Consider the following 26,694-nt stretch of genomic DNA (forward strand, 5'->3'; position numbering starts at 1 on the left):
CCGCATCTGACCGACGTGTGTATTGCCAGCTCGGTGGCATTTCGGCTGCGTAGCGAGGTGCCCCCGGCAGGATTCGAACCTGCGACACACGGTTTAGGAAACCGATGCTCTATCCCCTGAGCTACGAGGGCGCGAGGGCACAGTCTAGCGACCTGGGGGTTCACCTGGGGTGGCAGGGAGTGGCCCACGTTCACCCACGTTTCCCGGACCCCCGTTCGCCCAGCCCAGGACCACACGTCGAAACGGGTATCAGGGTCTACGGCTGTCGGTGCCGCGCCCGTTCAACCCGGCCCGCCCGCGGAGCGAGAAGTGGGTGGCCACCTCAAGGCTCAGCCATGATCACGGCGGAACACACTTCAGCCATCCCCACCCTCGGCCCCGCGGGCGCGGCAATCCTGAGCCTGCCGCCGTCGCCGGCTGGCACCCCGGACACGATGTGCGGGACCTGCGGAGCATTAGCACTCCACCGCGCGCGGGGCAGGCGTACGGCATGGTGGCCCATGATGGCTGGTTGCCGGCCGCCGTTCCGCGACCAGCCTGATTCCCACGCCAACCGTCGCGGCAGCGAGCGGTGTGCAGGTCAACAGAGGCGGGCGGGACTGGGGCGTCGGCGCCGCCGCCGACGTGAGCTGGATCGCCGGGCACACCACTGCCGGCATCTCGATCACCACCGCCATGCCGGCGGTCTTCGACGCCTACGCCACCACGTACCAGACCGACCAGGTCACCGCCGCCGCCTACGAGCACGCCCTGATCGAGCACCTCACCGCGCACACTCCTGACCAGCCGTGGTGGCTGGCCTACCTCGACACCGGCGCCCACGACGTCGTCTTGCCTCACGCCCCGAGGGTGTTCCTCCACTGGAACTGGCCGTACATTCTGGTCGAGACCGGCCCCGAGCAGGCCCTCACCTGGCGCACCGGTGGTCATATCCGCCACCCGCACGGCGCGCTGCCGGACCTGTTCTTCCCTGCCGACCGGTCATGGCTGGTCTCCGCGCTCTGGGACGACACCTGGACCTGTGTCGGCGGCCCGACACCCGTGATCCACACCCTCCAACGCGGTCCCGTGGCCAATGCCCGCCAGGTCCAACCCGACGAGGACGCACTGCCACGGGGGCTGACCCGCGAGTGACGACCCACGCCCCCTGGGGCAGCGGTCACCCTCCGATCAGGGCTAACGCCCCCACTTTTCGGCAGGACGGCATCTGCTGGTCGGCTTGCCGTAGATCCACTTCCCGTCCGGGCCTGTATAGCAGTGCTCGAGTTGGTCTTCGGCCTGGAACAGCGGACGCCTGTCGATCTCCGCCCCACGCGCGTCGTAGCTGACCAGTTCAGGGTCGTTGCCGGCCTTGAGTCTTGCGTCGCTGGTCATCAGGCCGAACGCGCCCTCGGAGAGCCGGGCTGCTGTGGTGTGGCCGTCGCGGTGGTCGAGTACGAGCCGGTGGACGCGGCTGCTGACCCGGCCGCTGACGCTGACGTCTCCACCGTCGGACTCGGTGGAGGTCAGCAGCAGCCGCTGCACCGGCCCGGGCAGCCAGGCACCGTGCGGCCACGGCTCGGTGGCACCCCCACCGGACTCCCGGGCCGTTCCCGCCCCTTCCACGTCGCAGGTGGCGTAGCCGACGTCGTTCATGAATAACACCAGCGCGCGGTCACCCCGCTCCATGGCCACCGCCAGGTCGGTCAGGGACACCGGAACGGGTCGCTCCCCTGGAGCCTGGCGGGTCTGCCGCTGCGGGGAGTTCCACCGCAGGCACCGCTCGGCCGCATCCTGCAGCGTCGGTGACAGCTCCCCGGCTCCCATGGCCAGCACCTGCACGGCCGAGCGGTCCGGCCGGTCCCACACCACCGCCGCGGCACCAGATGCCACGGCCAGCAGCACCGCTACGGCCACGGCGATCCTCAGTCGGGGAGTACGCGCCGGAGGCGGGCTCGCGAAGCCGAGGAGCCGGGCCCGCATCGCGAGCGCCGCCTCCGGCGGCAGGTCCCGCTCCGCGGGCAGGTCGAGAATGTCGTTCACCGTTCCCCCTCCTGGATCTCCTGCGGCATCAGGCGGGCCAGGCGGCTGCGCGCGCGACTGACCCGCGACCGCACCGCCACCTCGCTGATGCCCAACACGGCTGCCGCGTCCGGGTACGACACGCCAGACCACAGGCACAAGGCCACCGCTTCCCGCTCGGCCGGTGACAGCCGGCGGACCACCGCGAGGACCTCGGTCATCCGCCGCTCGTCATCGAGCCTCGCAGCAACCTCGTCGGCGAGGTCACCATCGACAAACCGCTCCGCCGGTAGACGCCGGATCAGCGCAAGCCACCGACGCACCGACCGCCACTCCGAGCGGACCGCGTTCGTGGCGACGACCAGCAACCACGGCAGCGCCGATCCGTCCACGAGTCGGGCGTCGTGCCGGCGGCGCCATGCGACGAGGAACGTCGCCTGGGTGACGTCCTCGGCCGTGGACCACGAGCCGGTCAGCCGGAACGCGTGGTTGTAGACCGGGCGGGAGTACCGGTCGAAGAGCCGACCGAACGCCGCCTCGTCGCCGGCGGTGATCGAGGACCACAGTTCCTCGTCCGACGGCCGTACCTGATGCCTCACACCACACTATGGCCGTCAACCCCGGCCCTGTTGCAGGCCGACGGTCAACGTCTGAGGTCGTGGCGCCGGCGCGAGAGCCGCAGCGTGTGTAGGCGATGGTGGCCAGCCCACCGGGCGGCGGACCAGGCGTCAGGTGTCGAGGCCTGCGAGGTTGAGGCGTTCGAGCAGGCTGGGCTCGCGGGCGTGCACCGCCCGCAGCTCGGCCAGCCGGTGTCGGAACGATGCGGTGTCCCCGTAGCGTTCGCCGAGGTCGCGCAGGTCGACGAGGAGTTGACCGGCGGTACGGACGGCCGTCGGGGTGGACTCGTCGGCGGGATGCGCGTCGCGGTAGCGGCGCAGCAGTCGGTTGCGCAGGTGGCTTTCGCCGCTGGTGATCAGGTCGGTCAGGATGGCGTCCTTGTCCCGGGCGTGTAGCCCGACGACCCACTTCCGTAGTTGTGCGGCGGTCGGTTCACCGGAAGCGGCCGGCGACGACCCAGCCGCCGCAGCCGCGATCAGGTCAGGGTCGATGCGCAGGAACTCGGCTACGGCGGTGAGGGGCGCGTCGAGGGTGCCGATGCCGGCGGGGACGGGCGGTTCGGGATCGTCGTCGGCGACCTCCTCGGACTGTACGCAGCGCAGCCAGGCCTGGTAGAGCAGGCGCAGGTCGCCGGCGGCGAGGCGGGCCCGGACCGGGATGATGGAGGTGAGCTGGCCGTGGCCGTCGAGGTCCCACTCGTCGGTGCCGTCCTCGTCCTCGTCGTGCAGGTCGATGATGACGTGCTTGCCGGCCGTCCACGCGGATGCGCTGTCGCCCTGGCAGTACTGGGCCACCCTGGCGGGGTCGAGCACGTGTTTCGGTAGTCGCAGCATGAGCTGGCGGGTGCCCCAGTTCGCCAGGTACAGGTGTGCGTCGAAGTATCGTTCCATCAGCGTGCGCGGGCCGCCCTTTCCTCGACATCAAGCCTGGCCAACTCGTGGCGGCCGACGCAAGCTCACCGGCACGGTGGACATCGCGCTGCTGCCCTCCCTCGCCGGCCCGATCTCCTACGACGGCCTACTCGTCCAATGCGCTGGCCGCGTTATCCGCGCCGCGCCCGGCAAGGACCTCGCCGAGGTCCACGACTACCACGACCCGGCTACACCAATCCTCGCCGCCTCACTCCCACGCCGCATGCCCGGATACCGGGCCCTCGGCTTCACCAGGACATGAGCGCATCCATCGCGATCATCATGACTGGTCCGCCGGCTACAGAGCTACTACGTAAGCCAAGCGCGCTGGGCCTAGCCTGGTAGGCTAGCGGTCATGGGCCGGTTCTCCGAGGATGAGTTGCAGGCGGTTGTCTCTCGGTATGAGGCGACGCGGGCCGCCGCGTTGACCGAGCGGGACGAGCAGCTGCGGGCGTTCCACGCGGCCGGATGGCGGCCGGTGGACCTGCAGCGGGTCACCGGATACAGCCGGGAAACGATCCGTCAGGCACTCCGACCGGAAGTCCGGCGGGCGACCAACATCAACCGGCGCAGGACATCACCCCAGCCGCCAGCGGACTACCGACCCTACGGCGACCGGAAACCCTACGTCGTGGCCGACACCCTTGCCGAACTGCGCGGCCCGACCGGCGGCACGGTGACGCTTCCGCGTCACCTCGACTGGTCAGGGCAAGCCGAGTACGACCTGAGCCGGACCGCGCGCCTGGCCACCATGTACAAGGTGGTACTCACCGAAGCCGCTACCGTCGAGGATCTGAACACCTGGCTCGACGCCGACCTCCTCCGGCGGCTCTGGCCCACCCTCTGGCTGCCGCCCCAGCTCCGGCAGCGCTGGGAGGACGTCTTCCCCGAACTCGCCGCCACCCGCAGCAACGCGGCATAGCGGTGGACCCCTTCCACGAACGCCTCGCCCGTACCGGGCTCGCGGCGGCCGACCGATACGGCTTCGCGCTGGCCGGCGGTTACGCGGTTCAGGCCGCTGGGCTCGTCGAGCGGGCCAGTGAGGACGTCGACCTGTTCACCGCCTGGGACCTCCGCGACGAGTTCACCGCCGCGGTCGCCGCCGTCGTGCACGCCTACCGGAACGACGGCCTCACCGTCGAGACCGAGCGGCAGTACGACACGTTCGCCCGGCTGGCCGTCACCGACGGCGTGCGGGTCTCCAAGGTCGAACTCGGTGTGGACTGGCGCGCCAACGAACCGATCCTCATGGCGATCGGACCGGTCCTCCACCCCGACGACGCGGTCGCCAACAAGATGAGCGCCCTCTACGGACGAGCGTTCGCCCGGGACTTCATCGACATCGACGCCACACTCCGATCCGGCCGCTACACCCGCGACGCCCTCCTCGCCCTCGCGCAGCGCGCCGACCGTGGTTTCGACCCGCGCATCTTCGCCGACGCCCTCGGACAAGCCACCCAGCTCGATCCCGACGACTTCGCCCAGTACGGCGTCACCGGCCCAGCGCTGGACAAACTCCGAAGCCGATTTGCGGAGTGGCGCCGCGAACTGCTCGACGACGAGAAAGGATGACTCGCCTCCCGACTCGCGGCAGCGTCAAGCCTGCACCGGCAGAACCTGAACGTTCCAGCTGATCTTCGGCAAGCGATCGCAGCGAGCCCACGAAGCGACCAGCACGCAACGGCAGAAGATAGAAAGCAGCAGGTCGTCGGCCCCTGGGCACCCGCAGAGCGTCGGGTTAGGAAACCGATGCTCTATCCGCTGAGCTACGAGGGCGCGAGGGCCCAGTCTCGCGACCTGGGGTTCACCTGGAGTGGCAGGGAGTGGCCCACGTGCACCCACGTTCCCCGGACCGCCGTTCTCCCAGCCCAGAACCACAGCTCGAGTCTCCATGCGACTCCGGTTGATCTTGGCGGGCACGGCGGAGTGGCCAGCGCGATGGGGTCGCGTCGGCCGGAAGCGTGCTGGTTCAGGCTGCCGCGCGCATCGCCGGTGCAGGTCATGGCTGGCCTCCGCACCCTGGGACGACAGCTGGACCTGCGTCGGCGGCCCCACACCATTGATCCACACCCGCTCAACACGCCCCTGCCCCCGTCGCTGCCTCGGAGCAGAGTGACCGCGTTCGCGGTGACATGACGGCGGCGGTGCGACGCACGATCAAAATGGTGCGGGTCCGCGACCGGCCAACGACATCAGCACCTGCGTGGCGAGTAGCTTGCGAATACCGGTGACGGCGACTGTCCCCACCCGATCGTAGGGCAGCTCCAGTTGCAGCCCTTCGACCGCGTTACGAAGGTCTGTCGTGATCTCGTCCGGCCGGAACGTGCCGCCCCAGCCGTTGAGTCCTCCGCGCTGGTTGGTACTGAGGGAAGCCATGCCGGAGATGCAGGTGCCGTCGACCAGGATCAGCTTCGCGGGACCCGAGTAGGTCGTCGCCATAGTCACCAACCTTTCAAGATGCAACGCCGTACACCTCGGGTCCCGGCTGGCTGCCAGGGCGGCCGTGAGGCGGCGTTCTGCCCGTAGGGATGAGAGTCGATGCTCAGGGCCGGCGCCCGAGGGCCGGATCGATCCAGGGTGCAGAAACAGGACAATACGGAGCTGGCTGCACACCGAGATGACCGGCCTGCAACCGATCAAACGAGTTTCGCGATGCCCTGGTGAGCGCGTGGAACGCCGAAGGGCGGCCCGCTGAACCAGTCGGGCCGCCCTACGCAAGAGCGTGAATCAGAGCGGGCGAATGTTCTCCGCCTGCGGGCCCTTCTGGCCCTGGGTGATGTCGAACTCCACCTTCTGGTTCTCGTCGAGGCTGCGGAAGCCGCTCGCCGAGATCGCGGAGAAGTGGGCGAAGACGTCGGCGCCGCCGCCGTCGGGGGTGATGAAGCCGAAGCCCTTGTCGGCGTTGAACCACTTCACGGTGCCTGTAGCCATGTCTGCTCCTTCGCAGGCTGTCGGAGACCGCACTGTGCGGACCCCTCTGCCGCCGCGTTGATCACCCGCGTCGAAACGACACGAAAAACGAAAAGCGCCTGGAGGGGTTCAGATGCCCCATCAGGCGCCGGAAAACGTCTAAGGAAATCAAAACTGCAACTCGCCTACCATAGCACGTGATCCACCTTCGCACCCAAGGCGGCGCGACGACGGTGATCCTGTCCGGCAACGACCACGGATCAGAAAACGCTGTTCAGCTTCCGCGGCAACGGCGGCGGAGGTGGGGTCCACTCAGCAGCCGGTTGAGCGGGCGAAGGCCGACGGAGTGTCCCGCGTACGGCCGGCAGGCCGAGGTGGTGTGCGCTGGCGGGCCGGCCGGCTCGGCGCCCGCCGACGACCTCACCCGTCGGTGCGTCCCGGCCGATGCTGGTGGTTCTGGTTCTGCCGGAGGGCTTCCTCGAGCTGGTCTTCGAGGATGATGATCCGGCAGGCGGCCTCCAGGGCGGTGCCCTGGTCGACCATCTCGCGGGCCCGGGCGGCCAGGCGGAGCTGGTAGCGGGAGTAGCGGCGGTGTCCGCCGGCGGAGCGGTGCGGGTTGATCAGTTTGGCCTCGTCCAGGCGACGCAGGAAGTCCTGCGTGGTGCCGAGCATCTCCGCGGCTTGGCCGATGGTGTAGGCCGGGTAGTTCTCGTCGCCGAACACGTCATCGGGGTTCTGCCCCATGTCACCTCCATGTCGAGGGCCCCGGCGCGTCAGCGCCGGGGCCCAGGGTTACGGGTCAGAACACCATCTACCGACGCGAACGTCGGCTTGTCGTATCCGCGCCAGCCGTCATCGACGGCTTCGGGCGCGAGGATCGCGTATGCGTGACCGGAGACCACCTCTCGTTCGATGGAAACTGCGGTGTCCGCCCGGCCTGACATGACAGCCGACGGCGGGCGATCCAACGGTGTACGGCCCTCCCTTTCCTCTGCTACTTCTCTGACTAGCTGACGTACGGTCGCCGGTGCCGGAGCCCCACGCAACTTCATGGCCCCTGCACGTACGGCGACAACAGGTGGAGCCCTAGAAAAGCCCTGGCCCCACCTGCGGCCCCGGCTTGTATCACGCCGGGCTGCGCTGCTACTGCCTTCTTCGCGGGGGAACGATGGAGCCTGTTCCACCCCTCGCCGCCCGGCGTGCCCTCACGACCGGACAGCCCGTCTGCGTCTTGACGGACCTTTCCTCTCGACCTGAGGAACAGTATGCCACACCGAGGAGGATGTCTAGGCTTCGCAGCCTAGATTTACTGGCCGCCGCCCAACAGAGTGTCGGCCTGCCGAGTCGCTACGCGAGGTGTCACAACCGTTGTCCCGATCGAGCCTCGGCATGGCTGGTTCTATCGCTCCCAGGGAATCCGCGAACCCCGGAGCGGCATGCTGGCGCTCAACACTCCCGGCGAACTTCCCCTGACGGAGGGGCAGGTTCGGTGTCGATCTCGAGGCGTAGCCGGATAGCCGCCCGGGGCGGGACAGATCGCGTCCGAAGCGATGACGCCTGGCGACCGGCCGACCCCCTGTCGTCGAGCTGTGAGTGGCTACGCCAGTCCGGCCCGGGGCAGACATGTGCGCACCAACGGCGCCCGAGTGGAAATGGCCTGGTCGTCGCCCTGGCACTGATCCAGGAGGCGATCACCTTCTCGATCCTCGCCTGGGTCGACCCGCGGGTGGGGTGTTCGCGTCCTTCACGATGGCGGTGAGATTGCGCCTGGCGGTGGGCGACGTTGCACCGATCCGCCCGGGCTGGCATCCGCTGAGCCCACCGCGCACCTCATCGAAGATCACAGCGATCCGAAAGTGTCGGCGTCGGCCACTAACCTGCCGGCGTGACGAATATCGATGCGGAGAAGGCCACGCTGTGCGAGTTCCTCGAATACCAGCGGGCCAGCGTCCGAGCCATCCTCGCTGATCTGGACCCGACCGCACTGCGGACGTCCGTCCTGCCCTCCGGATGGTCGCCGCTCGGCCTGGTGGAGCACCTCGGCCATGCGGAGCGCCACTGGTTCCAGGAGGTCTTTCGCGGTTCGGTGGAGCCGCTGCCCTGGCCGGACGAGAACACGCCGCTCCGCACGTCTCGATCGCCGGCCCAGGTCTTCGACTTCTACCGCGACCAGTGCCAGATCTCCGACGCGATCATCGCCGCGGCGCCCTTGACGGCGGAACCCGTTGGCCGGCACCCGGAGGAGCCTCTGGCGTCGCAGACCACTGACCTACGGCGGATTGTTCTGCACGTCATCGAGGAGACCGCCCGGCACGCCGGCCACCTGGATGTCGTGCGCGAACTCATCGACGGGCGGACCGAGCTGGGCCCACGCTGAGCGGAGCACCGAGCACCGAGCACCGAGCACCGGCTCAGGTCACGACGCGGACGCCGGGCCAGCGTTCGGCGGGGCGGTGACGGGCCAGTCGTTGCCGGGACACCTCCGGGCTGACCCTGGTCGGGTTGCGTTGCCACACGCCGTCGAGCAGGTCGTCGAGGCCGTGCGGCGCACACACCGCGATCTGGTCGTACGTGTCGAGGCGTACGGCGACGGCGGTGGCGTACTCGGGCCAGGTGGCGACCGCGTCGGCGATGGTGCGCAGCGGGGTCACCGGGCCACCGCCGAACCTGGCGGGATACCAGGTGTGCACGGCGGCCTGGTTCTTCGCCTCCCACGGCGGATCCGACCAGCTCGCCACCAGTCGCCGGGTGGCCCGGTCGTCGTTGTCGCGGCTCAGGTCCGCCGGGTCGAGGAAGACCACGTCGACGTCGCGCACCGACGAGGGGTCGAATCCGTGGCCGTACCGCTCGCCCCAGACGCGGTCGCGGATGACGCCCGCGCCGATCCAGGCGTCCGGCAGGCCGCAGTCCCGAACGACACCCAGCGTCCGGATCAGCCACGGGCTGCGCCGGACCAGGTCCCGCAGTTCGTCCTCCCGCATCGGCACTCCCGGAGATTCCGGCTCAGTCGAACAACCGGCCGATCAGGGCGCCCTGGCCGGACTGCAGGACGTGCGCGGCGCGTAACGGTATCCAGAAGCACTCGAACCGGGTGGGCTCCTGCTCGCCGTCGTGGTCTTCCCGACTCGCCCACCGTTCGGGCGCCGGCCCGCGCAGCGCCAGTTCGAAGACATGACGACGTTGGATCTCGAAGCGGAGCGGACTGATGTCGTACTCGATCTCACCCAGCTTGCGCACGACGGTGAAGTCCGTCAGTCCGGATTCTTCCCGTGCCTCGCGCAGCGCGGCGTCCGCCGGGTCCTCGCCGGGACGGACGCTGCCGCCGGGAACCTGGACGCCCATCTGGCGCCTCCGCCTGAACGGGCCGCGCCGGTCAGGCCGAGGTCGCCGGGTCGGGCGCGAGGTTGAGCACCCGCATCGCGACGTCGACCGAGGCCTGGAGGTCTTCGCGGCTCGCGCCGGCTGCGGCGTGCACGGCGTGGCCCTCGCTGAGCGCCATCACGAACCGGGCGAGCGCCCGGCTGTCGACGCCTTCCGGGAGGTCGCCTTCCTTCGCCGCGCGGGCCAGCCGTTCTTCGAGAGCTGTCTCGGTGGCCGCCCGGCCGGCGGCCAGCATCTCGGAGATGCGGGTGTTCTCCGGGGAGCAGGAGAGCCCGCCCTGGATGGAGAGGCAGCCTGCGGGATGGTCGTCGGCGGTGAGGCCGTCGGCGCTGGCGCGCAGGAAGCTCTCTACGGCGGCGTACGCGGTGGGTTGTTCGAGTGCGGCGCGGGCGTTGGCCAGGTTGGTCTCGTGATAGCGGGCGAAGGCGCGCCGGAACAGCTCTTCCTTGCTGCCGAAGGTGGCGTACAGGCTCGGCCGGTTGATGCCCATCGCGCTGGTGAGGGAGCTGAGTGACGCGCCTTCGTAACCGTGTCGCCAGAAGACCTCGGCGGCCCGGTCGAGGACCGTCTGCTCGTCGAAGGCCCGCGGCCGGCCCGGTGTGGGAGTGCCCATGCATCCACTCTACCGCTCGGTACAGAAGTGACGCAGAGCACCAACCGATCGGTACAGAACCTTGTTACGGTGATGCCAGAACCGATCAGTACAAAAACTGCGGCAGTGCCTCGCGCCACCGCGGACCGAGGGAGACGCATGACCGTCACGTTGATCACCGGCGCGAACAAGGGCATTGGTTTCGCGACCGCCAGGCAGCTTCTGGACCTGGGCCACATCGTCTACGTCGGGGCGCGCGACAAACGGAAGGGCGAGGATGCCGCGGCGGCGCTCGGCGCGCGGTTCCTGCACCTCGACGTGACCGACGACGCCTCGGTGACCGAGGCCCTGTCGACGATCGACGCGGCCCACGGCCGGCTCGACGTCCTGGTCAACAACGCAGGCATCGCCGAGGACGGCACCGTCGACGGACCCACCGCACTGCGGGTGTTCGACACCAACGTGGTCGGGATCATCCGGGTCACCGAGGCGGCACTGCCCCTGCTGCGCAGATCAGCCAACCCCACCGTGGTCACGGTGTCGAGCAGCGCGGGCTCCTTCTGGGCGACGAACAACCCTGACCGGCCGGAGTTCGATCTGGGTTTCCCGCTCTACTCGGCGTCCAAGGCGGCCGCCACCATGGTCACCCTCAAGTACGCCAGGTCTCAGCCGGGCATCAAGTTCAACGCGGTCGAGCCGGGCTTCACCGCCACCGACATGACCGCCGCGCTCGGCGGCGGAAGATCACCGGCCGAGAGCGCCCGGATTGTCGTACGTCTGGCGACGCTCCCCACGGACGGCCCGACCGGGACGCTCCAGGACGAGTCCGGGCACCTGAACTGGTAGCCGCACAACCGGCAGCTTGAGGTGGAAACCATGACAACAATCGGCATCATCGGCGCCGGCGAGGTCGGCAGCCAGATCGCACGGGCGGCGGTCGCGGCCGGATACACGATCGTCATCGCCAACTCGCGAGGGCCCGAAACGCTGGCCGGCCTCGTCGCCGAGCTGGGTCCGTCGGCGCGGGCGGCGTACGCCAGGGACGCCGCGGCGGCGGGCGACTTCGCTGTCGTCGCCGTACCCCTGAAGGTCGTCAACGACATGCCGGCCGAGGAGCTCGCGGGCAAGATCGTCCTGGACACGAACAACTACATGGTCTGGCGCGACGGGCACATCCCGGTCATCGACTCGGGTGAGAAGACGATCCACGAACTACGTCAGGAACAGCTTCCCGGGTCGAAAGTCGCCAAGGCGTTCACCCACATCCAGGCGCCCCGCCTTCTCACCTCCGCCCGGCCTGCTGGTGCCCCTGACCGGCTGGCGCTCTCCGTCTCCAGCAACTTCGCCGAGGCGGTTGCTCTGGTGACGCGGCTGTACGACCAGTTCGGCTTCGACACCGTGGACAACAGCCCGCTGAGCGAATCCTGGCGTACCGGCCCGGGTCAGCCCGCGTGGATCCGACACGCGCACCAGAACCGCGAGGAGCTGGCCCTCAACCTGAGGAGAGCGCGGCGACTCGCGCGGGCGTGATTGTCGGCGTCAGCGCCGGGTGGGCTCGCCGGCCCTGTCGCGGGCGGGTCCCTCGGCGGTGAACGGGCTGCGCAGGCGGGTCATCGAGGCGGCGCTGATGTCCGCGGCCGGACTGCGCTCCTCGTCGGTGGCCTTGACCCCCTCGACGCCGAAGGGATTCAGGGCGAATGTCTTGTCGGGCACGTCGTGCTCCAAGGAATTTGCACGGCAGCACTCGACTCAGTCGTCGCGGCTGAGAAACCGTGGGAAGGGCAGGGGGTCGGCGATCAGCCGTCGTACCCCGCATAGACAGCCTAACGCCCGCCGGCCGCCTGAGCGAGCCGCACGCCGACCAGGAGCACGCGGACGGGCCCGGCGCGGAGGAACGCTCCTCCGTGCCGGGCCCGCGGGCGTCGTGCGGATCAGGCGGCGCAGGTGGCCGTCGCGCCCTGACCGGTGCCGGTGCCCTGGAACCCGAAGTTGGTCGTCTGCCCGGCGCCGACCTGGCCGTTGTAGCCCACATTCGTGAACCGGACAGTGCCACTGGTGCCGCTGGCCTGGGCGTTCCAGGTGCCGGTGATCGCGGCGCCGCCGGGCAGCGCGACGGTCACGGTCCAGCCGTTGATGGCCGCGGAGCCCGCAGTGACGTTCACGCTGGCGGTGAAGCCGCCGTTCCACTGGTTGATCGCGACCGCCGCGGAGCAGCCGTTACCGCCCGGCGGCGGCGAGGTCGGGGGCGCCGTGGTCGGGGGCGCCGTGGTCGGCGGGGCGGTCGTCGGCGGCGCGGTCGTCGGAGGCGCGGTGGTGGGCGGGTTGGGCGCGCCGTTGGCCAGGCTGAAGGCCAGGTCCGGCTGGAACGAACCGGCCGTGTAGCGGCAGCCGTCCGCCTCGCCCGGCGGCTTCACCCAGAGGTACGCGTCGATGTTGGCGTCGCCGGTGTTCGTCGTGGGGTACTGCCCGATGCGCCGGTCGGTGTTGTCGTCGGCGCACCAGTCGCCGGCCGCTCCGCCGTTGCGGCTGGTGTCGATGACCTGCCGCTTGCCCGTGATGCCCATGCCGTTGAGGGCGGAGATGACGGCCCGGCCAAAGTTCGCCTCACTGGAGGTGGGGTTGAAGTTCGACACGTTGGTGAAGAAGCCGTCGGCGTACTGCACGCCGGCCGCCCGGAGCCGGTTGGCCGTGTCGTTCGCGCTGTTCCAGGTGGAATGGCCGCCGTCGAGGTACACCTTGGCGTTGGGGTTGGCCGACTTGATGGTCTGGGTCGCCGTGGAGAGCGCCTGGTTGCGGGCGTTCAGCTCGCTGGTGCTCAGGCAGGTCTGCAGAGCGAGCGAGTCGGTCTCCAGGATGATCAGGACCGTCTGGTTGCCGAGGCCGCGGGCGAAGTTGGACACCCAGGTCTGGTACTGGTTGAGGTCCGGCGCGCCACCGGCGCTGGCGCCGCCGCAGTCCCGGTTGGTGATCTCGTAGACCGACAGCACCGGGATCTGCTGCGCCGAGTTGGCGGCGCCGATGAACGCGGAGACCTCGGACTGGATGGTCGACGGGTTGAAGTTGGCGTACCAGCGGGCCTGCGGCTGGCTGGCGATCTTGTCGCGGATGACGGCGGCGCGGGAGTCGCCGGGGTTGGCGGCGACCCAGCGGACGACTGCCGAACTCGGGTCGCGGTAGAGCGTTCCGGAGACGGTGCCGGCGGACGCGCCACCGACGGCGAAGCCGACGCCGGCGAGGCCCGCGACGGCCGCCACGCTGATGGCCGCTGACCTGCGGCGGGCGGAGAGGATAGCCACGACGTGTTTCCTCCTGATCACATCGAAGTATCTAAGTTCATGGGAGCGTTCCCATGGACGGTAACGGAGGCGGGCGTCGATGCCAAGATGTGAACGTCGGCCACTGCCCCGTAATCTGGCAACGATCGACAAGCGGTGGGGAGGAAGACCAGGCATGACGGCGCTACCGGGCCAGCATCTGCCCAGGCCCGCGGACGAGGATCTGCGGACACTGTTCGGGCAGTCCATCGCCGTCTTCGCGGCGCTCGCGGGGCCGACGCACGTGGTGGAGGCCGCGAACCCGGCGTTCTTCGCCGCCATCGGTGAGGAGCGCGCACGTACCGGAGTCGCCCTCGCCGAGTTGATGCCCGAACTGGACGGCCAGGGCTTCATCGCCCTGCTGGACGAGGTCTACCGGACGGGCGAGGCCTACACCGGTCACGACGCCCGCATCATGCTGGGCACCGGGTCACGCGCGCGGGAGGCGTTCTTCGACTTCACCTACGAGCCGCGACGCGACGCCGCCGGCACGGTGACCGGGATCCGCGTGATCGGGGTGGAGACCACGCAGGTCAAGCACGCGCAGCGGTTGATGGCCGAGCACCGCGCCATGCTGGAGCAGATCGCCCGGCAGGCGCCCCTGGCCGAGGTGCTCGACGGGATGGCCCGCTGCATCGAGAACCTCGCGCCGCAGGAGGTGCTCGTCTCCGTCCTGCTCGCCGACGCCGACGGCCGGCACCTGCGCCACGGCGCCGCGCCCAGCCTGCCCGACTTCTACAACGAGGCCATCGACGGGATCGCCACCGGCGAGGGCGTCGGCTCGTGCGGCACCGCGGCCCACCGGCGGGAACCGGTAGTCGTCACCGACATCGCCACCGACCCGTTCTGGGCCGACTTCCGCGATCTGGCCGAGCGGGCCGGGCTCGCCGCCTGCTGGTCCACGCCGATCCTGGCCCGCGACGGCAGCCTGCTCGGCACGTTCGCCATGTACCACCGCACCCCGCGTGTCCCGCGCGACGCCGACCTGGCCCTCGCCCGGGTCTTCACCGGCACCGCCGCCCTGGCCATCGAACGCCACCACATCGAGGAGGCGAAGTCCGAAGCGGACGCCCGCGCGCGAGCCGCCCACGACGAGCTGGCCCGGGTGGTGCGGGCGGAGCGGGAGCTGCGGACCGAGGCGGAACAGCGCGCCGCCGCCGCCGCGGAACTCACCGCCCGGCTGCGCGCCGCCGCCGCCGCGCAGGCCGCCACTCCCCGCCCCGAGCAGTGTCAGCTCGGCGGCAGCGACGGATGCGCCGCACCCGCCGAGATCAAGGTCGCCGACTCGTGGGGCGATTCGGCGTGGGGCTGCCCGGTCCACGTCGAGGAAGCCATCATCAACGTCCGCTCGGTCTTCATCGCCAACGAGGAGCTCGGCGGCCTGGCCGCCTACCTCAACCGCTGACGCGCTCAGAGCTGCACGACGTGGCCCACCCGGGGCGGCGTACGGCCGGCGAGGACGTCGAGCCAGGCGTCCCGCAGCGCCTCGGGACCGGTGCCGACCCGCACGTCGAGCCATCCGCTCACCACCTGCGAGAACCGTTGCCAGGCGTCGGCGAACCGGTTGTCGAGGCCGTCGCGACCCCAGTCCCGGCTGCGCTTGCGCATCTGGACCGGCGCGAAGAAGACCTCCTCGGCGGCGTCGGCGTTCGGCGTCTGCTGGGTCAGGCCGACGGCGATGTCCCGCACGAGCCGGTCGCCGAGGTGGGCCCGCAGGGCGGCCCGGTGCGCCGGCGCGCCGGACAGGTCGAGGTAGACGGTCGGCACGGCGTCGAGCGCCGCGATGTCGTCGTACGCGAGGACGTCGTCGTAGCAGCCGAGCGACCGGGTGAAGGCGAGATTGCCGGGTGAGGTGAGACCGGTCAGGCGGTGGCCGCGGCCGTGCAGCTCGAACGCGGCGGCGTACGCGGTCTTGCTCGACGCCGACGACAGCACAAGCGATTCCGCTCCGTACCAGTCGTTGTCGACGACCTGGTCGGCGAGCATGAACGAGGTGAAGAACAGCGGCCGGAACAGGATCAGCAGGTCTTCCTGCTCCGCCCGGTACGCGGGGTCGCCGGTGGTCGACCGGTAGGAGTTGTACGGCGAGGGCAGGGCGGCCCGGTGCGCGCTGCCGTCCCGGAATCCGGAGCCGTCCACCCGCTCCGGGCGGACCACCAGGTGGCCGGCGGGCGGCAGGTAGCCGTAGACCCGGCCTCCCGGCTCGACTCCTGACACTGTGGATGCAATCACTTCGGCGAAGCCCCACAGCGGTGGCAGTCCCCACTGCCGGTCCAGCCCGCGCGGCTCGGGCGGGAAGAACTCCCAGTAGCGCATCGCCTCGCCGAGCACCGCGTACGTCACGTTGTTGGCGGTCAGGCCGACCCGGTCCACGCGTAGCAGCGCCTCCCCGTCGGCGAGGGCGGGCACCGCGCCGTCGGCGAGCGTGGTGCGGGCGAGGTCGTCACGGGCCACAGCGAAAGTCCACGAGTCAGCCATGGCCTGACGCTAGGCAGCAGCGAAACCGGAGACAAGTGCACTGGGAGTGCAAAATCCCACTCGCGCCGTCGGCTCAGAGGTAACTGACACCCGTCAGCTCCCCCGCCGCCGCCCAGAGCCGCCTGCCGACGGCCGGGTCGGCGGCCTGCCGGCTGAGCCGCGCCTCGGTGACCGGGCCCCAGGTCTCGAAGAGCCGGGACGGGCCGAAGAACTGGCCGCCACGCACGTCCGGGTCGGTCGCGGCCCGCAGCTGCGGCAGGGCGCCCCGCTCTACCGGCTGGGTGGCGAGCAGACCGAGCCGCCCGATCACCCGTCCCAACCGGCCCCGGTGTTCCCAGGCTCGCGGCGTGAGGTTGCTGCGGGTGAGTCCGGGATGCGCCAGCGCGCTGACGATCGGCACCCCGGCCGCGCGCAGGCGGCGGTCCAGCTCGACGCCGAAGACGGTGGTGGCGAGCTTCGACCGGCCGTACGCGGCAGAGGCCCGGTAGTCACGCTCGGACAGCAGGTCGTCGAAGTCGAGACGCGCGTTGCGGTGGGTGAGCGAACTGAGGCTCACCACCCGCGCCGCCCGCGCCCCGGCGAGCGCGTCCAGCAGCAGGCCGGTCAGCGCATAGGGGCCCAGCATGTTGGTGGCGAACTGCAGCTCGAAGCCGTCGGCGGAGGTACGGCGCGGGCCGAGCAGCACCACGCCGGCGTTGTTGACGAGCAGGTCGATCGTCGGGTGGTCGGCGGTCAGCTTCGCGGCGAACGCGCGTACCGAGTCGAGGCGGGCCAGGTCCAGCTCGCGTACCTCGGTGTCGCCGCCGATGCGGCGGGCGGCCTGCCGGCCGGCGGCGGTGTTGCGCACGGCCAGCACGACGTGCGCGCCGTGGCGGGCCAGCTCGGTGGCGGTGACCAGGCCGAGGCCCGAGTTCGCGCCGGTAACGACGGCCACCCGGCCGCGCTGGTCGGGAATGCGGTCGGCGGTCCATCCGGTCATCTGCTGCTCCTCGGGTGCGGGTTCGCGTGCAGCGATGACGCTAGGAGCGGTCCGGCCGGTCTCGGTCGTTCGCGGTTGCCTAGGTCCGCGGGACCTACCCTGGGCGGTCGGCGTCGCGGCAGACTGGCGGCATGGGCAGCCCGCATCCGTACGCACGCGAGCTGGGCGCGTTCCTGCGCGCCCGGCGTGGCCGGCTGCGCCCGCGTGACGTCGGCCTGGAGCCGGGCGGCCGGCGCAAGGTGACCGGCCTGCGGCGGGAGGAACTGGCGCTGCTGGCCGGGCTGAGCACCGACTACTACCAGCGGATGGAGCAGGGCCGGGAGGTACGCCCCTCCGACGACGTGCTGGACGCGCTCGCCGGCGCCCTCGCTCTCGACGACACCGAACGCCGGCACCTGTTCACGCTGGCACGGGCCGCCCGGCGGCCGATGCCGACCCGCGTCGACCACGGGCCGGAGCGGGTGCCGGACAGCACCCGGCGGCTGCTGCGGGTGATGGACACCCCGGCGGTCGTCCTCGGCCGGCACCTGGACCTGCTCGACTGGAACCCGATGGCGCAGGCGCTGCTCGGTGACCCGGCCGACCGCCCGCCCGACCGGCTCAACATGCTCCTGCTGCTGTTCGACGACGCGCTGACCGGGGGGCGGAGCTGCCCGGACTGGGAGCGGCAGGCGCTGGACTACATCGGCATGCTGCGCGCCGCCGTCGCCGACGACCCCACCCATCCCCGCGCCACCGCGATCGTCGGCGAGCTGAGCATCCGCAGCGCGGAGTTCCGGCGGCTGTGGGCGCGGCACGACGTCCGCGCGTCGGTGAGCGGCACCAAGACGTTCCGGGTGCCCGGACTGGGCGACATCGTCCTGGACTGGGACACCTATCCGCTACCGGGCAGTCCGGGCCCGGTCGTGCTCGTCTTCACCGCCGAGCCGGGCAGCCCGGACGCGGACCGGCTGCGACTGCTGGCGTCGTGGCGCGCGACCCGCCCGGCGTCCGCTTGACCAGCCGGACGCCGGTCACCGCCCCCGGTTGAGGCCGACGATCGCGCCGTTGAGGGCGGTGGCGAAGAGCGTCCACGCGACGTACGGGGCGAGCGCGGCCCCGGCGGGCCGGTCGGTGCGCGCCGCGCGGCGCAGCAGCACCAGGTTGGACACGTTCAGCGCGGCGATCTCGGCCAGCGCGGCGCCGGGCTTGCGGGCGCCGAAGAACAGGGCGGTCCAGCCGGCGTTGAGCGCCAGGTTGAGCGCGTAGCCGCGGGCGAAGGCAGCGCGTTCGGGCCCCTCGGAACGGTCCAGCGCCCGGGCGCCGGCGACCGCGATCAGCCCGTACAGCGGGGTCCAGACCAGGGGGAACGCGGCGGACGGCGGCTGCCAGGCGGGCTTGCGCAGGCGGCGGTACCAGCGCGTCGAGGTGCCGGTGGAGGTGGCGGCGGTGCCCGCGGCGGCGGTCGCGGTGACTGCCGCAGCGGTCTTGACCAGGGTCGGTACTCGCATGCCGCTCAGCTACCCGGCCGGCGGCGGATCAACCCCGCCAACCGGAAGATCCACTTCCGGGTACGCCCCGATGCACAGATCCTTCACCATCACGCGAAGAGTCGTAGACAACTTTCACCGGCGTCGATAGCCTCTCAATCCAGTGACACATGTCGATAAGGAGGCTCCATGCGACGGCTCATGCTCTCCTGCGCCCTGGCAGCGATCGGTGCCTGGGCGGTGGCACCGGCACCCGCCACCGCCGCTCCCCGCGCGACACCGGAACCCGTCGCCGACGCCGTGACCGCGAAGCTTCTCGGCTCGGCCGACGCGGCCACCGCCCGCGCGGCGGGCGCGGAGCGGACCCGGATCAGCGTCACCCGCGCGAACGGACGGTGGGCCTTCGGCACCGCGGTGCTGCTGGCGGACCGGTCCGCGGACGCGCACCCCACCGGTTCGGTCTTCCTCGCCCGGGCCGACGCCAAGGGCTGGACCGTCGCGTTCGACGGGGAGGCCGCGTTCGGCGACCTGGCCGCCGCGTCGCCGCTGGTGAGCGAGACCGAGAAGGCCGTCTTCACCACGCCGGTCACACCGCTGCTCGCGGGCGGAGACTTCCGCACCGGCATGGCGCTGCCGTTCGCGGTCGGGCAGACGTGGACGCTCACCTCCGGGCCGCACGGCTGGGGCGGCGCCGCCGCGCCGTGGAGTTCGGTCGACCTCGCCGGTGGCGACCAGGTCGTCCGCGCCGCGCGGGCCGGCACCGCGTACACGATGTGCACCGGATGGATCCGGGTCATCCACGACCGGGGCTACTCGACCGACTACTACCACCTGTGGAACAGCATCTCCGTCAACGGCGCGGGCGTCGGCCAGGGCGCGGTCCTGGGCAACACCGGCACCGACGTCACCTGCGGCGGCTCGGCCACCGGCCGGCATGTGCACTTCGGGCTGCGGCAGAACTCGGCGTACGTCCCGATCGCCGGGCACGGCATCGGCAAGTGGGACTTCGTCAGCGGCGCCGCGGCGTACCAGGGCGGCGCCCGGCACGGGTCCGCCTACGCCGGCGGGGGCGGCGGCGTCTACAACTACGGCGCGCTCGGCTTCAACCAGGGCGTCGTCGACGCCAACGGCGGCGGCACGCTGACCCGGCGCTCCGGCCCCGGCACCGGGTACGGCGTCCTCGGGTCGGTGGCCGACGGCGCCACTGTCACCGTCTCCTGCTCCGCCAACGGCACCTCGCACACCGGCCGCTACGGCACCACGGCGCTGTGGGACCGGCTCAGCGACGGCAGCTGGGTGTCCGACGCCTACCTCTCCACCGGCGTGAACGGGCCGATAAACGGCTGGTGCTGACCCTGCCCGCCCGCGCGTGCCGGCACCCGGAAACGGTGCCGGCACGCGCGGCGTATGACGCAGACGGGATGCACAGATTCATTGCCGAGCATCGATATCTGCCCATAGGCTCCCTGCCACCGCGTGCGGCCCCGGCGGGCGGCACACAGTCGATGTCTGGAGGGGACCATGGTCCGTTGGCGTAGATTTGTCGGCCGGTTGGCGGCCGTGTTGGCAGTGGTCACCGCGGGAGCGGTCACCGTGACCGCCCCGGCCGTGGCGGCGCCGGCCGGGGACATGACGCCGTACGTCGTCGGCGGCACCCGGGCCGCGCAGGGCGAGTTCCCGTTCATGGTCCGGCTCTCGATGGGCTGCGGCGGCGCGCTCTACAGCTCGCGACTGGTCCTCACCGCCGCGCACTGCGTCGGCCGCACCGGGTCCAACACCAGCATCACCGCCACCCTGGGCGTGGTGGACCTCCAGTCCTCCAGCCGGATCCAGGTCCGCTCCAACTACGTCTACCGGGCCCCCGGTTACAACGGCAACGGCGACGACTGGGCGCTGATCCGGCTCGCCAGCCCGGTCACCTCGCTCGCCACCCTCAAGATCGCCACCACCACGGCGTACGACAGCGGCACGTTCACGGTGGCCGGCTGGGGTGCCGCGCGTGAGGGTGGCGCGCAGCAGCGCTACCTGCTCAAGGCCAGCGTGCCGTTCGTCGACGACACCACCTGCAACCGCTACTACGGCGGCGACGTCATCCCCAGCGAGGAGATCTGCGCCGGGTACGCCAGCGGCGGCGTCGACACCTGCCAGGGTGACTCGGGTGGCCCGATGTTCCGCCGGGACGCCGCCAACGCCTGGATCCAGGTGGGCATCGTGAGCTGGGGCAACGGCTGCGCCCGCCCCAACTACCCCGGCGTCTACACCCAGGTCAGCACGTTCGCCTCGGCGATCCAGTCCGCCGCCGCGAGCCTGGGCGGCTGACACAGCACGAGTGGTGGCCCGGTCGCGACACTGCGGCCGGGCCACCGCCACGTCCGTACGCGCCGGTCCGCGGAACCGTCACCGTGCGCGTGGATCATGGCACTGCTACCTTCCGGACGCATGGACGACTCCCCCCGCTGGTACCGCCCGGCCCCTGACCTGCTGCTCGTGATCGGCGCCGCCACCGCGCTGCTCGGCTACCTGATCCCGTGGTTCCGCGCCAGCCGCCTCCACCAGTGGTCGTACTCGGGCTGGACCTACCTGGAGGCCGAGGGCGGCTGGACCTGGCTGGTCGTGGTGTCCCTGGCGATCGCCGTCCTCGCCGGCCTCTGGGCCGGCCGGAGCGTCGCGTGCGCCAAGCTCGCGGTCGGCGCGGCGGTGGCCGGGATGTTCCTCGCCGGCGCCGTGGTCGCGGTGACCCTGGACGCGCTGCCGGAGCGCGACAGCATCGACTGGGTCGGTGAACTGCCCTTCGAGATGGGGATGCCGCTCATGGCGATCGGATTCGGGGCCGTCGTCGCCGGGGCGGTGGGCGCCGTACGCCGCCCGGTCGAGGAGTGACGCGGCGTCACGCCGCCGGCAGGTCCACCACCCGGGTGGCCCAGCGGGCCATGAGCGCCGGGTCGTGGGTGATGACCAGGACCCCGGCGCCCTGCCGGCGCTGGTAGTCGCCGATGACGGCGGCGACGTGCGCCTGGGTGGAGGCGTCGAGCATCGCGGTGGCCTCGTCGCAGAGCAGGTAGTCCGGCCGGTGGACCAGTGCGCGGGCCAGGCAGGCGCGTTGCAGCTGCCCGTCGCTGACCGCATGCGGGCGGCGGGTCAGCAGGTCAGGGGTCAGTCCGACCAGGTCGGCCAGCTCCGCCGCGCGGGCGGCGGCCTGCCCGCGCGGTGTGCCGGTGGCGCGCAGCGGCTCGGCGACGATGTCGGCGAGGCTGAGCCGCGGGTCGGTGGCGGCGCGCGGGCTCTGGAACAGGATCGCCACGCGGGTGCGCACTTGCGCCGGCAGGCGATGGCGGACGCCGTCGAGCGGTTGCCCGTCGATCGTGACGTGCCCGCTGTCCGGGGCGTGCAGCAGCGCGAGGACGCGGGCGAGCGTGGACTTGCCGCTGCCCGACGGTCCGCGCAGCCCGACCGTCTCACCGGGAGCGATCCGCAGGTCGACCCGGTCGAGGACGCGCTGCCTGCCGTACGCGACGCAGACCTGGTGCGCGGCGAGCCCGGCGGCCGACGCGGCGCCCGGGGCGGCGGCGTCGGTGGTGTCGGGAGCGGTGAGCGTCATGCCGGTACTCCCTCGCGCAGCGGGTGGTGGCAGGCGACCCGGCCCGCGTCGTCGGCGGCGAGGCGGGGCAGCGTCGCGCAGGTGTCGGTGGCGCGGGCGCAGCGCGGGGCGAAGGCGCATCCGCCGGGCAGGTCGGTGAGCGCCGGCGGGTGGCCCGGTACCGGAACGAACGCGCGGTCGGGCAGCGCGTCGAGCAGCCCGGCGGTGTACGGGTGGGCCGGGTCGTCGAACAGCGCCTCGGCGGGGCGGTGTTCGACGATGCGGCTGGCGTACATCACGGCGACGGTGTCCGCGACGCGGCGCGCGGCGGCCAGGTCGTGCGTGATGAGTAGGACCGCCGCTCCGGTGTCGCAGCGGCGGCGCAGCAGGTCGAGCGTGTGGTCGACGAGCGGCCGGTCGAGGCCGGTGGTGGGCTCGTCGGCGAGCAGCACCGGCGGGTCGGGCGCGAGGGCGAGCGCGGTGGCGATCCGCTGGGCCATGCCGCCGGACAGCTCGTGCGGGTACCGGTCCAGGTCGGCCGGGTCGAGACCCACGTCGGCGGCGATCCGCTCGGCGGCGGCCGGCGCGTCGCGGCGGGTGTGCCCGTGGGCGCGCAGCGTCTCCTCCAGCAGCTTCCGCCCGGTCCGCACCGGGGTGAGCGCGGTGGTGGGGCTCTGCGGGACGAGGCCGACGCCCCGGCCGCGTACGTGCCGGGCGAGGTGCCGCTCCCCCGCGCCGATCAGGTCGACCTCGTCCCGGCCCGGCGCGCGCAGGCGGGCCTGACCGGTGACTGTGGCGTTGCGCGGCAGCAGGCCGAGCAGGGCGTGCGCGAGGACGGACTTGCCGCACCCGGACTCGCCGACCACAGCCAGCAGCTCGCCGGGCCGCAGCGTGAGGTTCAGGTCGCTGACGGCGTGCACGAGCGCGTCGCGCAGCCGGAAGCGGACGGTCAGCCCGTCGACGGTCAGCAGCGCCGGGGCGGTCACAGGTGCAGCTCCGCCCGTACGCGCGGGTCGAGGCGGTCGCGCCACCGGCCGGTGAGCGCGGCGAGCGCCAGCGTGGCCGCCACGAGCAGGAGGCCGGGGACGATGCTGGCCCACCAGGCGCCGGTGAGCAGCGACCGCTGCCCGTCGTTGATCATGTTGCCGATCGAGGCCAGGTGCGGCGGCAGGCCGAGGCCGAGGAACGACAGCGCGGTCTCGTGCCAGACGGCGTGCGGCACCATGAGCGTGGTCGCCAGCGCCAGGCGCGGCAGCACGTGCGGCAGCAGGTGCCGGGTGAGCACCCGGGCCCGGCTCGCGCCGCCGGAGATCGCGGCGTCCACGAACGGCCGGTTGCGCAGGCTGAGCAGCTCGGAGCGGACGATCCGGGCGGTGGACAGCCAGTGCGTCAGCGCGATGGACGCGATCACCGCGCCCAGGCTGGGACGCAGCATCGCCACCACGAAGATGCCCAGCAGCAGGTGCGGCAGCGCGGCGACGGTGTCCACGACGCGCATGAGCGCCCGGTCGACCCAGCCGCCGACGCTGCCGGCGAGCGCGCCGACCAGGCCGCCGATGACGGCGGCGACGAGCGCCGCGACCGCGCCGACGAGCAGCGAGACGCGCAGCCCGTAGAGGCTGCGCACCGCCACGTCGCGGCCGAGGTCGTCGGTGCCGGCCAGGTTCTCCGGCGAGGGCGCGAGCCGGGTACGGGAGAGGTCGACGGCGCTCTGGTCAAGCGGCCACAGGACCGGGGCGAGCAGCGCGGCGGCCACGACACCGGCGAGCACGACGACGGCGACTGTCGTGCCCACGCTGCCGGGTCGGCGCAGGCGCCGGACGCGCGCGGGGAGGGCGAGGTCAGTCATCGAGGCGTACCCGGGGGTCGGCGGCGGCGTAGGCGAGGTCGGTGAGCAGGTTCGCGGTCAGCACCACGACGGCGGTCGCCAGGGTCGTGGCCGCGAGCAGCGGGAAGTCGGCGCCCAGCGCCGCCTCGACGGTGACCGCGCCGAGCCCGGGCAGGGAGAACACGGTCTCCACCAGGACCGCGCCGCCGACGAGTTCGGGCAGGTGCGTGCCGACCAGGGTGAGGAACGGCAGCAGCGCGGTACGCAGCGCGTGTCCGAACAGGACGACCCGGCCGGGCAGCCCTCGGGCGCGGGCGGCCAGGACGTGGTCGTCGCGCAGGCTCTCGGCGACCGCGTCGCGGACGAACAGGACGAACCACGGCGCCTGGGAGATCGCCAGCACTGTCACCGGCAGCACCAGGTGCCGGGCCACGTCGGCCGGGTCGGTGCCGGTGGCGGTGATGTCGGTGAGCCCACCGGCGGGCAGCCAGCCGAGGCTGAGGGCGAACACGGCGATCGCCGCGAGACCGATCCAGAACACCGGCATGGACTGCACGGCGTACGCGACGGCGCGCAGCGCCCTGTCGAACCAGCCACCCCGCCGGTACGCGGCCAGTGTGCCCAGCAGCACGCTCGCAACCAGCACCAGGGCCAGCGCGGTGCCGACGAGCAGCAGCGTCCACCCGGCCCGGGACGCGAGCACCGAGGTGACCGGCTCGTGCCGGCTGGTCGACCAGCCCAGGTCGCCGCGCAGCAGGTTGCCGACCCAGCGGGCGTACTGCACCGGCAGCGGGTCGTCGACGCCCCAGTTGGCGCGGATCTGCGCGAGGTTCTCCTCGCTGGTGGTGAACGCCGCCGCGCCCGCGTACTGCTGGGCCGGGTCGATCGGGGAGGCGGCGCCGAGGGCGAACATGCCCATGCTGGTCGCGGCCAGCACCGGCACGGCGACCAGCAGCCGTCGCCGGACCACGACGCCCGCCCCGGCCAGCCGCCGACGGCCGGTCACGGGTTTTTCGTCCAGGTGTGCACGTTCCACCAGATGCTGTTGGCGACGTCGTGCTCGTGCGGCTCGACCCGCGGCGTCACCCCGGACACGGTGTCCTTCAGCACGTAGGTGTGCTGGAGGTAGGTGAGGAACACCCACGGCACGTCGGCGGCGAGCTGCTTCTGGAACGTGGCGTACGCGGCCTTGCGGGCGGCCGGGTCGGCGTTGTCCCGGCCCTGCCGCAACGCGGTGTCGGTGACTGTGGACCGGTACGAGCCGGGGTTGAAGAAGCCCTGCCCGGCGAAGGCCGAGCTGAACAGCTTGTAGGAGACGAAGTCCGGGTCGTACGGCGTGCCGTAGCCCATGACCAGCGCATCGTTCCCCATCCTCGGGGTGATCGCGTCCCAGGTCAGGCCCTCCGGCGTGACCTTGATGCCGACCTTCTTCGCGTCGGCTGTGACGGCCAGGGCCAGTTCCTTGCGGAGGCTGTCGGTGGCCGGGTACATGATCGTGAACGCGGCCGTACGCCCGTTCCTGACCCGGATGCCGTCCGGACCGGGCTTCCAGCCGGCGGCGTCCAGCGCGGCGGTCGCGGCGGCGACGTCGGCGGCGGGCCTGCCGGTGACCGACGGCTCGGCGTACTCGGACGTGGGCGGCACCGGCCCGAACGCGGGCTCCCCGGCCCCGCCGAGCACACCGGTCACCATGGCCTGCCGATCCACCGCGACGTTCAGCGCCCGCCGGATCGCGAGGTCGCCGGTGACCGGGTTGCCCATCGGCAGCATGACACCGCGGTAGTCGGCGGTCGGCACCTTGTGCACCCGGTAGCCGTCGCGGCCGTCGAAGCCGGACGCGAGCTTCGGCGCCAGCTCCGCCGCGTCGAACTCGCCGGCCCGCATCCGCTGGGCCCGCACGTTGTCGTCGGCGACGAACGCCACCACCACGCCCGTGTTCGCCGGCCTACCACCCCAGTACGTCTCGTTGGCCGCGAGCACGAGCCGGTCACCCGGCGTCCAGGACGTCACCCGGTACGGGCCGGTGCCGACCGGCTTGCGGTTGAAGGCGGCCTTGTTGACGTCCTGCCCGGCGAACGCCTTGGCCGGGACGATCCCCAGCGCCAGCCATTGCAGGAACGGCGCGTACGCGTACTTCAGCGTGAACACCACAGTCGCCGGGTCCGGCGCGGTGACCGAGACGAGCATGTCCAGATCGGAGCGCAGCGTCGAGTCGACAGCCGGGTCCAGCACCGCCTGGTAGGTGAACGCCACGTCCTGGGCGGTCAGCGGACTGCCGTCGTGGAACAGCACTCCCTCGCGCAGCTTCGCGGTAACCGTCCTCCCATCCGCGGAGACGGTGGGCAGCTCCCGGGCCAGGGCGGGTACCAGCTCGTTGCGGGCGTCCCGGGCGACCAGCCCGTCGAAGATCAGTGAAGCGCCGTCGACGCCGTAGTTGAGCACCGGGTTGAGCGTGTCCGGCTCGCCAGCGGTGGCGACGACCACAGTCCCGGCGTTGTTCCGGCCGCCGGTCGACCCGGTCGGCGACGAGCAGGCCGTGACGGCGAGCAGCGCGGCGGTGAGCACCGCGGCCACGCGTACGGGCTTGGGACTGATCGCCACCGGCAACCCCTCGAACACTCGTCTGCGGGTGGCAG

General features: G+C 71.7%; 30 protein-coding genes and 1 tRNA gene. 11 read left to right on the forward strand and 20 right to left on the reverse strand.

Features of this window, described 5'->3' with window-relative positions; all coding sequences use genetic code 11:
• Positions 1-58 precede the first annotated feature (58 nt).
• A tRNA-Arg gene (locus ACSDG8_RS14170) sits at positions 59-131 on the reverse strand.
• A gap of 442 nt (positions 132-573) precedes the next feature.
• Here ACSDG8_RS14170 and ACSDG8_RS14175 point away from each other — a divergent pair.
• Positions 574-1,134, forward strand: a complete 561-nt coding sequence (locus ACSDG8_RS14175; protein WP_210895703.1) for a hypothetical protein — start codon at positions 574-576, stop codon at positions 1,132-1,134.
• A gap of 42 nt (positions 1,135-1,176) precedes the next feature.
• Here the strand turns inward: ACSDG8_RS14175 and ACSDG8_RS14180 are convergent, their stop codons facing one another.
• The 3 genes from ACSDG8_RS14180 to ACSDG8_RS14190 form a co-directional block, all read right to left on the reverse strand.
• On the reverse strand, positions 1,177-2,022 hold the full coding sequence (locus ACSDG8_RS14180) for a hypothetical protein (protein ID WP_210895704.1): 846 nt from the start codon (positions 2,020-2,022) through the stop codon (positions 1,177-1,179).
• Positions 2,019-2,600 carry an RNA polymerase sigma factor gene (locus tag ACSDG8_RS14185; protein WP_210895705.1) on the reverse strand — a complete coding sequence of 194 codons (582 nt, stop codon included), beginning with the start codon at positions 2,598-2,600 and terminating at the stop codon, positions 2,019-2,021. The genes ACSDG8_RS14180 and ACSDG8_RS14185 overlap by 4 nt, the downstream gene beginning before the upstream one ends.
• Before the next feature lie 129 nt (positions 2,601-2,729).
• Positions 2,730-3,509: a hypothetical protein gene (locus ACSDG8_RS14190; protein WP_247678873.1), complete on the reverse strand. Its 780-nt coding sequence runs from the start codon at positions 3,507-3,509 to the stop codon at positions 2,730-2,732.
• 376 nt (positions 3,510-3,885) lie between these two features.
• Here ACSDG8_RS14190 and ACSDG8_RS14195 point away from each other — a divergent pair, with 376 nt between their 5' ends.
• Both ACSDG8_RS14195 and ACSDG8_RS14200 read left to right on the forward strand, forming a co-directional pair.
• Positions 3,886-4,452, forward strand: a complete 567-nt coding sequence (locus tag ACSDG8_RS14195; protein ID WP_210895706.1) for a hypothetical protein — start codon at positions 3,886-3,888, stop codon at positions 4,450-4,452.
• Positions 4,453-4,454: 2 nt separating this feature from the next.
• Complete coding sequence (locus tag ACSDG8_RS14200) at positions 4,455-5,102, forward strand: nucleotidyl transferase AbiEii/AbiGii toxin family protein (RefSeq protein ID WP_210895707.1); 648 nt, start codon at positions 4,455-4,457, stop codon at positions 5,100-5,102.
• 585 nt (positions 5,103-5,687) lie between these two features.
• Here the strand turns inward: ACSDG8_RS14200 and ACSDG8_RS14205 are convergent.
• The 3 genes from ACSDG8_RS14205 to ACSDG8_RS14215 all read right to left on the reverse strand — a co-directional run bounded on the left by ACSDG8_RS14205 (position 5,688) and on the right by ACSDG8_RS14215 (position 7,184).
• The gene (locus tag ACSDG8_RS14205; RefSeq protein WP_210895708.1) at positions 5,688-5,969 is read right to left on the reverse strand and encodes a hypothetical protein; all 282 of its coding nucleotides are present in this window, start codon (positions 5,967-5,969) and stop codon (positions 5,688-5,690) included.
• Between the two features lie 288 nt (positions 5,970-6,257).
• Positions 6,258-6,461: a cold-shock protein gene (locus tag ACSDG8_RS14210; protein ID WP_210895709.1), complete on the reverse strand. Its 204-nt coding sequence runs from the start codon at positions 6,459-6,461 to the stop codon at positions 6,258-6,260.
• Positions 6,462-6,860: 399 nt separating this feature from the next.
• Positions 6,861-7,184, reverse strand: a complete 324-nt coding sequence (locus tag ACSDG8_RS14215) for a helix-turn-helix domain-containing protein (protein ID WP_210895710.1) — start codon at positions 7,182-7,184, stop codon at positions 6,861-6,863.
• A 1,141-nt stretch (positions 7,185-8,325) separates the two neighbouring features.
• On the opposite strand from ACSDG8_RS14215, the gene ACSDG8_RS14220 reads away from it, so the two are divergent.
• A complete protein-coding gene (locus tag ACSDG8_RS14220) occupies positions 8,326-8,817 on the forward strand; it encodes a DinB family protein (RefSeq protein ID WP_210895711.1) in 492 nt (163 codons plus the stop codon).
• Positions 8,818-8,851: 34 nt separating this feature from the next.
• Here the strand turns inward: ACSDG8_RS14220 and ACSDG8_RS14225 are convergent, their stop codons facing one another.
• From ACSDG8_RS14225 to ACSDG8_RS14235, 3 genes are read right to left on the reverse strand one after another with little or no spacing between them, the layout of a single operon-like run.
• Positions 8,852-9,421, reverse strand: a complete 570-nt coding sequence (locus ACSDG8_RS14225; protein ID WP_439427956.1) for a nucleotidyltransferase family protein — start codon at positions 9,419-9,421, stop codon at positions 8,852-8,854.
• 22 nt (positions 9,422-9,443) lie between these two features.
• Positions 9,444-9,782: an NUDIX hydrolase gene (locus tag ACSDG8_RS14230; protein ID WP_210895713.1), complete on the reverse strand. Its 339-nt coding sequence runs from the start codon at positions 9,780-9,782 to the stop codon at positions 9,444-9,446.
• Positions 9,783-9,813: 31 nt separating this feature from the next.
• On the reverse strand, positions 9,814-10,434 hold the full coding sequence (locus tag ACSDG8_RS14235) for a TetR/AcrR family transcriptional regulator (protein ID WP_210895714.1): 621 nt from the start codon (positions 10,432-10,434) through the stop codon (positions 9,814-9,816).
• 138 nt (positions 10,435-10,572) lie between these two features.
• Here ACSDG8_RS14235 and ACSDG8_RS14240 point away from each other — a divergent pair, with 138 nt between their 5' ends.
• On the forward strand, positions 10,573-11,259 hold the full coding sequence (locus ACSDG8_RS14240) for an SDR family NAD(P)-dependent oxidoreductase (RefSeq protein WP_210895715.1): 687 nt from the start codon (positions 10,573-10,575) through the stop codon (positions 11,257-11,259).
• A gap of 30 nt (positions 11,260-11,289) precedes the next feature.
• Entirely contained in the window at positions 11,290-11,943 is a 654-nt protein-coding gene (locus ACSDG8_RS14245) for an NADPH-dependent F420 reductase (protein WP_210895716.1), read from the forward strand.
• 9 nt (positions 11,944-11,952) lie between these two features.
• Here ACSDG8_RS14245 and ACSDG8_RS14250 read toward each other — a convergent pair whose 3' ends face one another.
• The gene (locus ACSDG8_RS14250; protein WP_307856279.1) at positions 11,953-12,126 is read right to left on the reverse strand and encodes a hypothetical protein; all 174 of its coding nucleotides are present in this window, start codon (positions 12,124-12,126) and stop codon (positions 11,953-11,955) included.
• A 218-nt stretch (positions 12,127-12,344) separates the two neighbouring features.
• On the reverse strand, positions 12,345-13,709 hold the full coding sequence (locus tag ACSDG8_RS14255; RefSeq protein WP_439427957.1) for a glycoside hydrolase family 6 protein: 1,365 nt from the start codon (positions 13,707-13,709) through the stop codon (positions 12,345-12,347).
• 154 nt (positions 13,710-13,863) lie between these two features.
• Between ACSDG8_RS14255 and ACSDG8_RS14260 the strand changes: the two genes are divergently transcribed.
• Complete coding sequence (locus ACSDG8_RS14260; protein WP_210895719.1) at positions 13,864-15,132, forward strand: GAF domain-containing protein; 1,269 nt, start codon at positions 13,864-13,866, stop codon at positions 15,130-15,132.
• Positions 15,133-15,137: 5 nt separating this feature from the next.
• On the opposite strand, the gene ACSDG8_RS14265 is transcribed toward ACSDG8_RS14260, so the two are convergent.
• Together ACSDG8_RS14265 and ACSDG8_RS14270 are read right to left on the reverse strand one after the other, a co-directional pair.
• Positions 15,138-16,205 carry a DUF2855 family protein gene (locus ACSDG8_RS14265; RefSeq protein ID WP_210895720.1) on the reverse strand — a complete coding sequence of 356 codons (1,068 nt, stop codon included), beginning with the start codon at positions 16,203-16,205 and terminating at the stop codon, positions 15,138-15,140.
• 73 nt (positions 16,206-16,278) lie between these two features.
• Complete coding sequence (locus tag ACSDG8_RS14270) at positions 16,279-17,184, reverse strand: oxidoreductase (protein ID WP_210895721.1); 906 nt, start codon at positions 17,182-17,184, stop codon at positions 16,279-16,281.
• A gap of 131 nt (positions 17,185-17,315) precedes the next feature.
• Here ACSDG8_RS14270 and ACSDG8_RS14275 point away from each other — a divergent pair, with 131 nt between their 5' ends.
• Positions 17,316-18,182 (forward strand): helix-turn-helix domain-containing protein, encoded by an 867-nt coding sequence (locus ACSDG8_RS14275; RefSeq protein WP_210895722.1) that lies wholly within the window; start codon positions 17,316-17,318, stop codon positions 18,180-18,182.
• Between the two features lie 15 nt (positions 18,183-18,197).
• On the opposite strand, the gene ACSDG8_RS14280 is transcribed toward ACSDG8_RS14275, so the two are convergent.
• Positions 18,198-18,674: a TspO/MBR family protein gene (locus tag ACSDG8_RS14280; RefSeq protein ID WP_210895723.1), complete on the reverse strand. Its 477-nt coding sequence runs from the start codon at positions 18,672-18,674 to the stop codon at positions 18,198-18,200.
• 168 nt (positions 18,675-18,842) lie between these two features.
• On the opposite strand from ACSDG8_RS14280, the gene ACSDG8_RS14285 reads away from it, so the two are divergent.
• The 3 genes from ACSDG8_RS14285 to ACSDG8_RS14295 all read left to right on the forward strand — a co-directional run bounded on the left by ACSDG8_RS14285 (position 18,843) and on the right by ACSDG8_RS14295 (position 21,533).
• Positions 18,843-20,006 (forward strand): peptidoglycan DD-metalloendopeptidase family protein, encoded by a 1,164-nt coding sequence (locus tag ACSDG8_RS14285; protein WP_210895724.1) that lies wholly within the window; start codon positions 18,843-18,845, stop codon positions 20,004-20,006.
• 168 nt (positions 20,007-20,174) lie between these two features.
• On the forward strand, positions 20,175-20,972 hold the full coding sequence (locus ACSDG8_RS14290; protein WP_210895725.1) for a S1 family peptidase: 798 nt from the start codon (positions 20,175-20,177) through the stop codon (positions 20,970-20,972).
• Positions 20,973-21,092: 120 nt separating this feature from the next.
• Positions 21,093-21,533: a hypothetical protein gene (locus ACSDG8_RS14295; RefSeq protein WP_210895726.1), complete on the forward strand. Its 441-nt coding sequence runs from the start codon at positions 21,093-21,095 to the stop codon at positions 21,531-21,533.
• A gap of 7 nt (positions 21,534-21,540) precedes the next feature.
• Here ACSDG8_RS14295 and ACSDG8_RS14300 read toward each other — a convergent pair whose 3' ends face one another.
• From ACSDG8_RS14300 to ACSDG8_RS14320, 5 genes are read right to left on the reverse strand one after another with little or no spacing between them, the layout of a single operon-like run.
• Positions 21,541-22,251 carry an ABC transporter ATP-binding protein gene (locus tag ACSDG8_RS14300; protein ID WP_210895727.1) on the reverse strand — a complete coding sequence of 237 codons (711 nt, stop codon included), beginning with the start codon at positions 22,249-22,251 and terminating at the stop codon, positions 21,541-21,543.
• The gene (locus tag ACSDG8_RS14305; RefSeq protein ID WP_439427958.1) at positions 22,248-23,216 is read right to left on the reverse strand and encodes an ABC transporter ATP-binding protein; all 969 of its coding nucleotides are present in this window, start codon (positions 23,214-23,216) and stop codon (positions 22,248-22,250) included. The genes ACSDG8_RS14300 and ACSDG8_RS14305 overlap by 4 nt, the downstream gene beginning before the upstream one ends.
• Positions 23,213-24,079, reverse strand: coding sequence for an ABC transporter permease (locus tag ACSDG8_RS14310; protein ID WP_210895729.1), 867 nt, complete (start codon positions 24,077-24,079; stop codon positions 23,213-23,215). The genes ACSDG8_RS14305 and ACSDG8_RS14310 overlap by 4 nt, the downstream gene beginning before the upstream one ends.
• Complete coding sequence (locus ACSDG8_RS14315; protein ID WP_210895730.1) at positions 24,072-25,064, reverse strand: ABC transporter permease; 993 nt, start codon at positions 25,062-25,064, stop codon at positions 24,072-24,074. The genes ACSDG8_RS14310 and ACSDG8_RS14315 overlap by 8 nt, the downstream gene beginning before the upstream one ends.
• Positions 25,061-26,659, reverse strand: coding sequence for an ABC transporter substrate-binding protein (locus ACSDG8_RS14320; RefSeq protein ID WP_210895731.1), 1,599 nt, complete (start codon positions 26,657-26,659; stop codon positions 25,061-25,063). Before ACSDG8_RS14320 ends, ACSDG8_RS14315 begins: the two co-directional genes overlap by 4 nt.
• Positions 26,660-26,694 lie beyond the last annotated feature (35 nt).

Origin of the sequence: Micromonospora sp. LA-10 (assembly GCF_051853095.1) — a bacterium.
Lineage (GTDB): Bacteria > Actinomycetota > Actinomycetes > Mycobacteriales > Micromonosporaceae > Micromonospora > Micromonospora echinospora_A.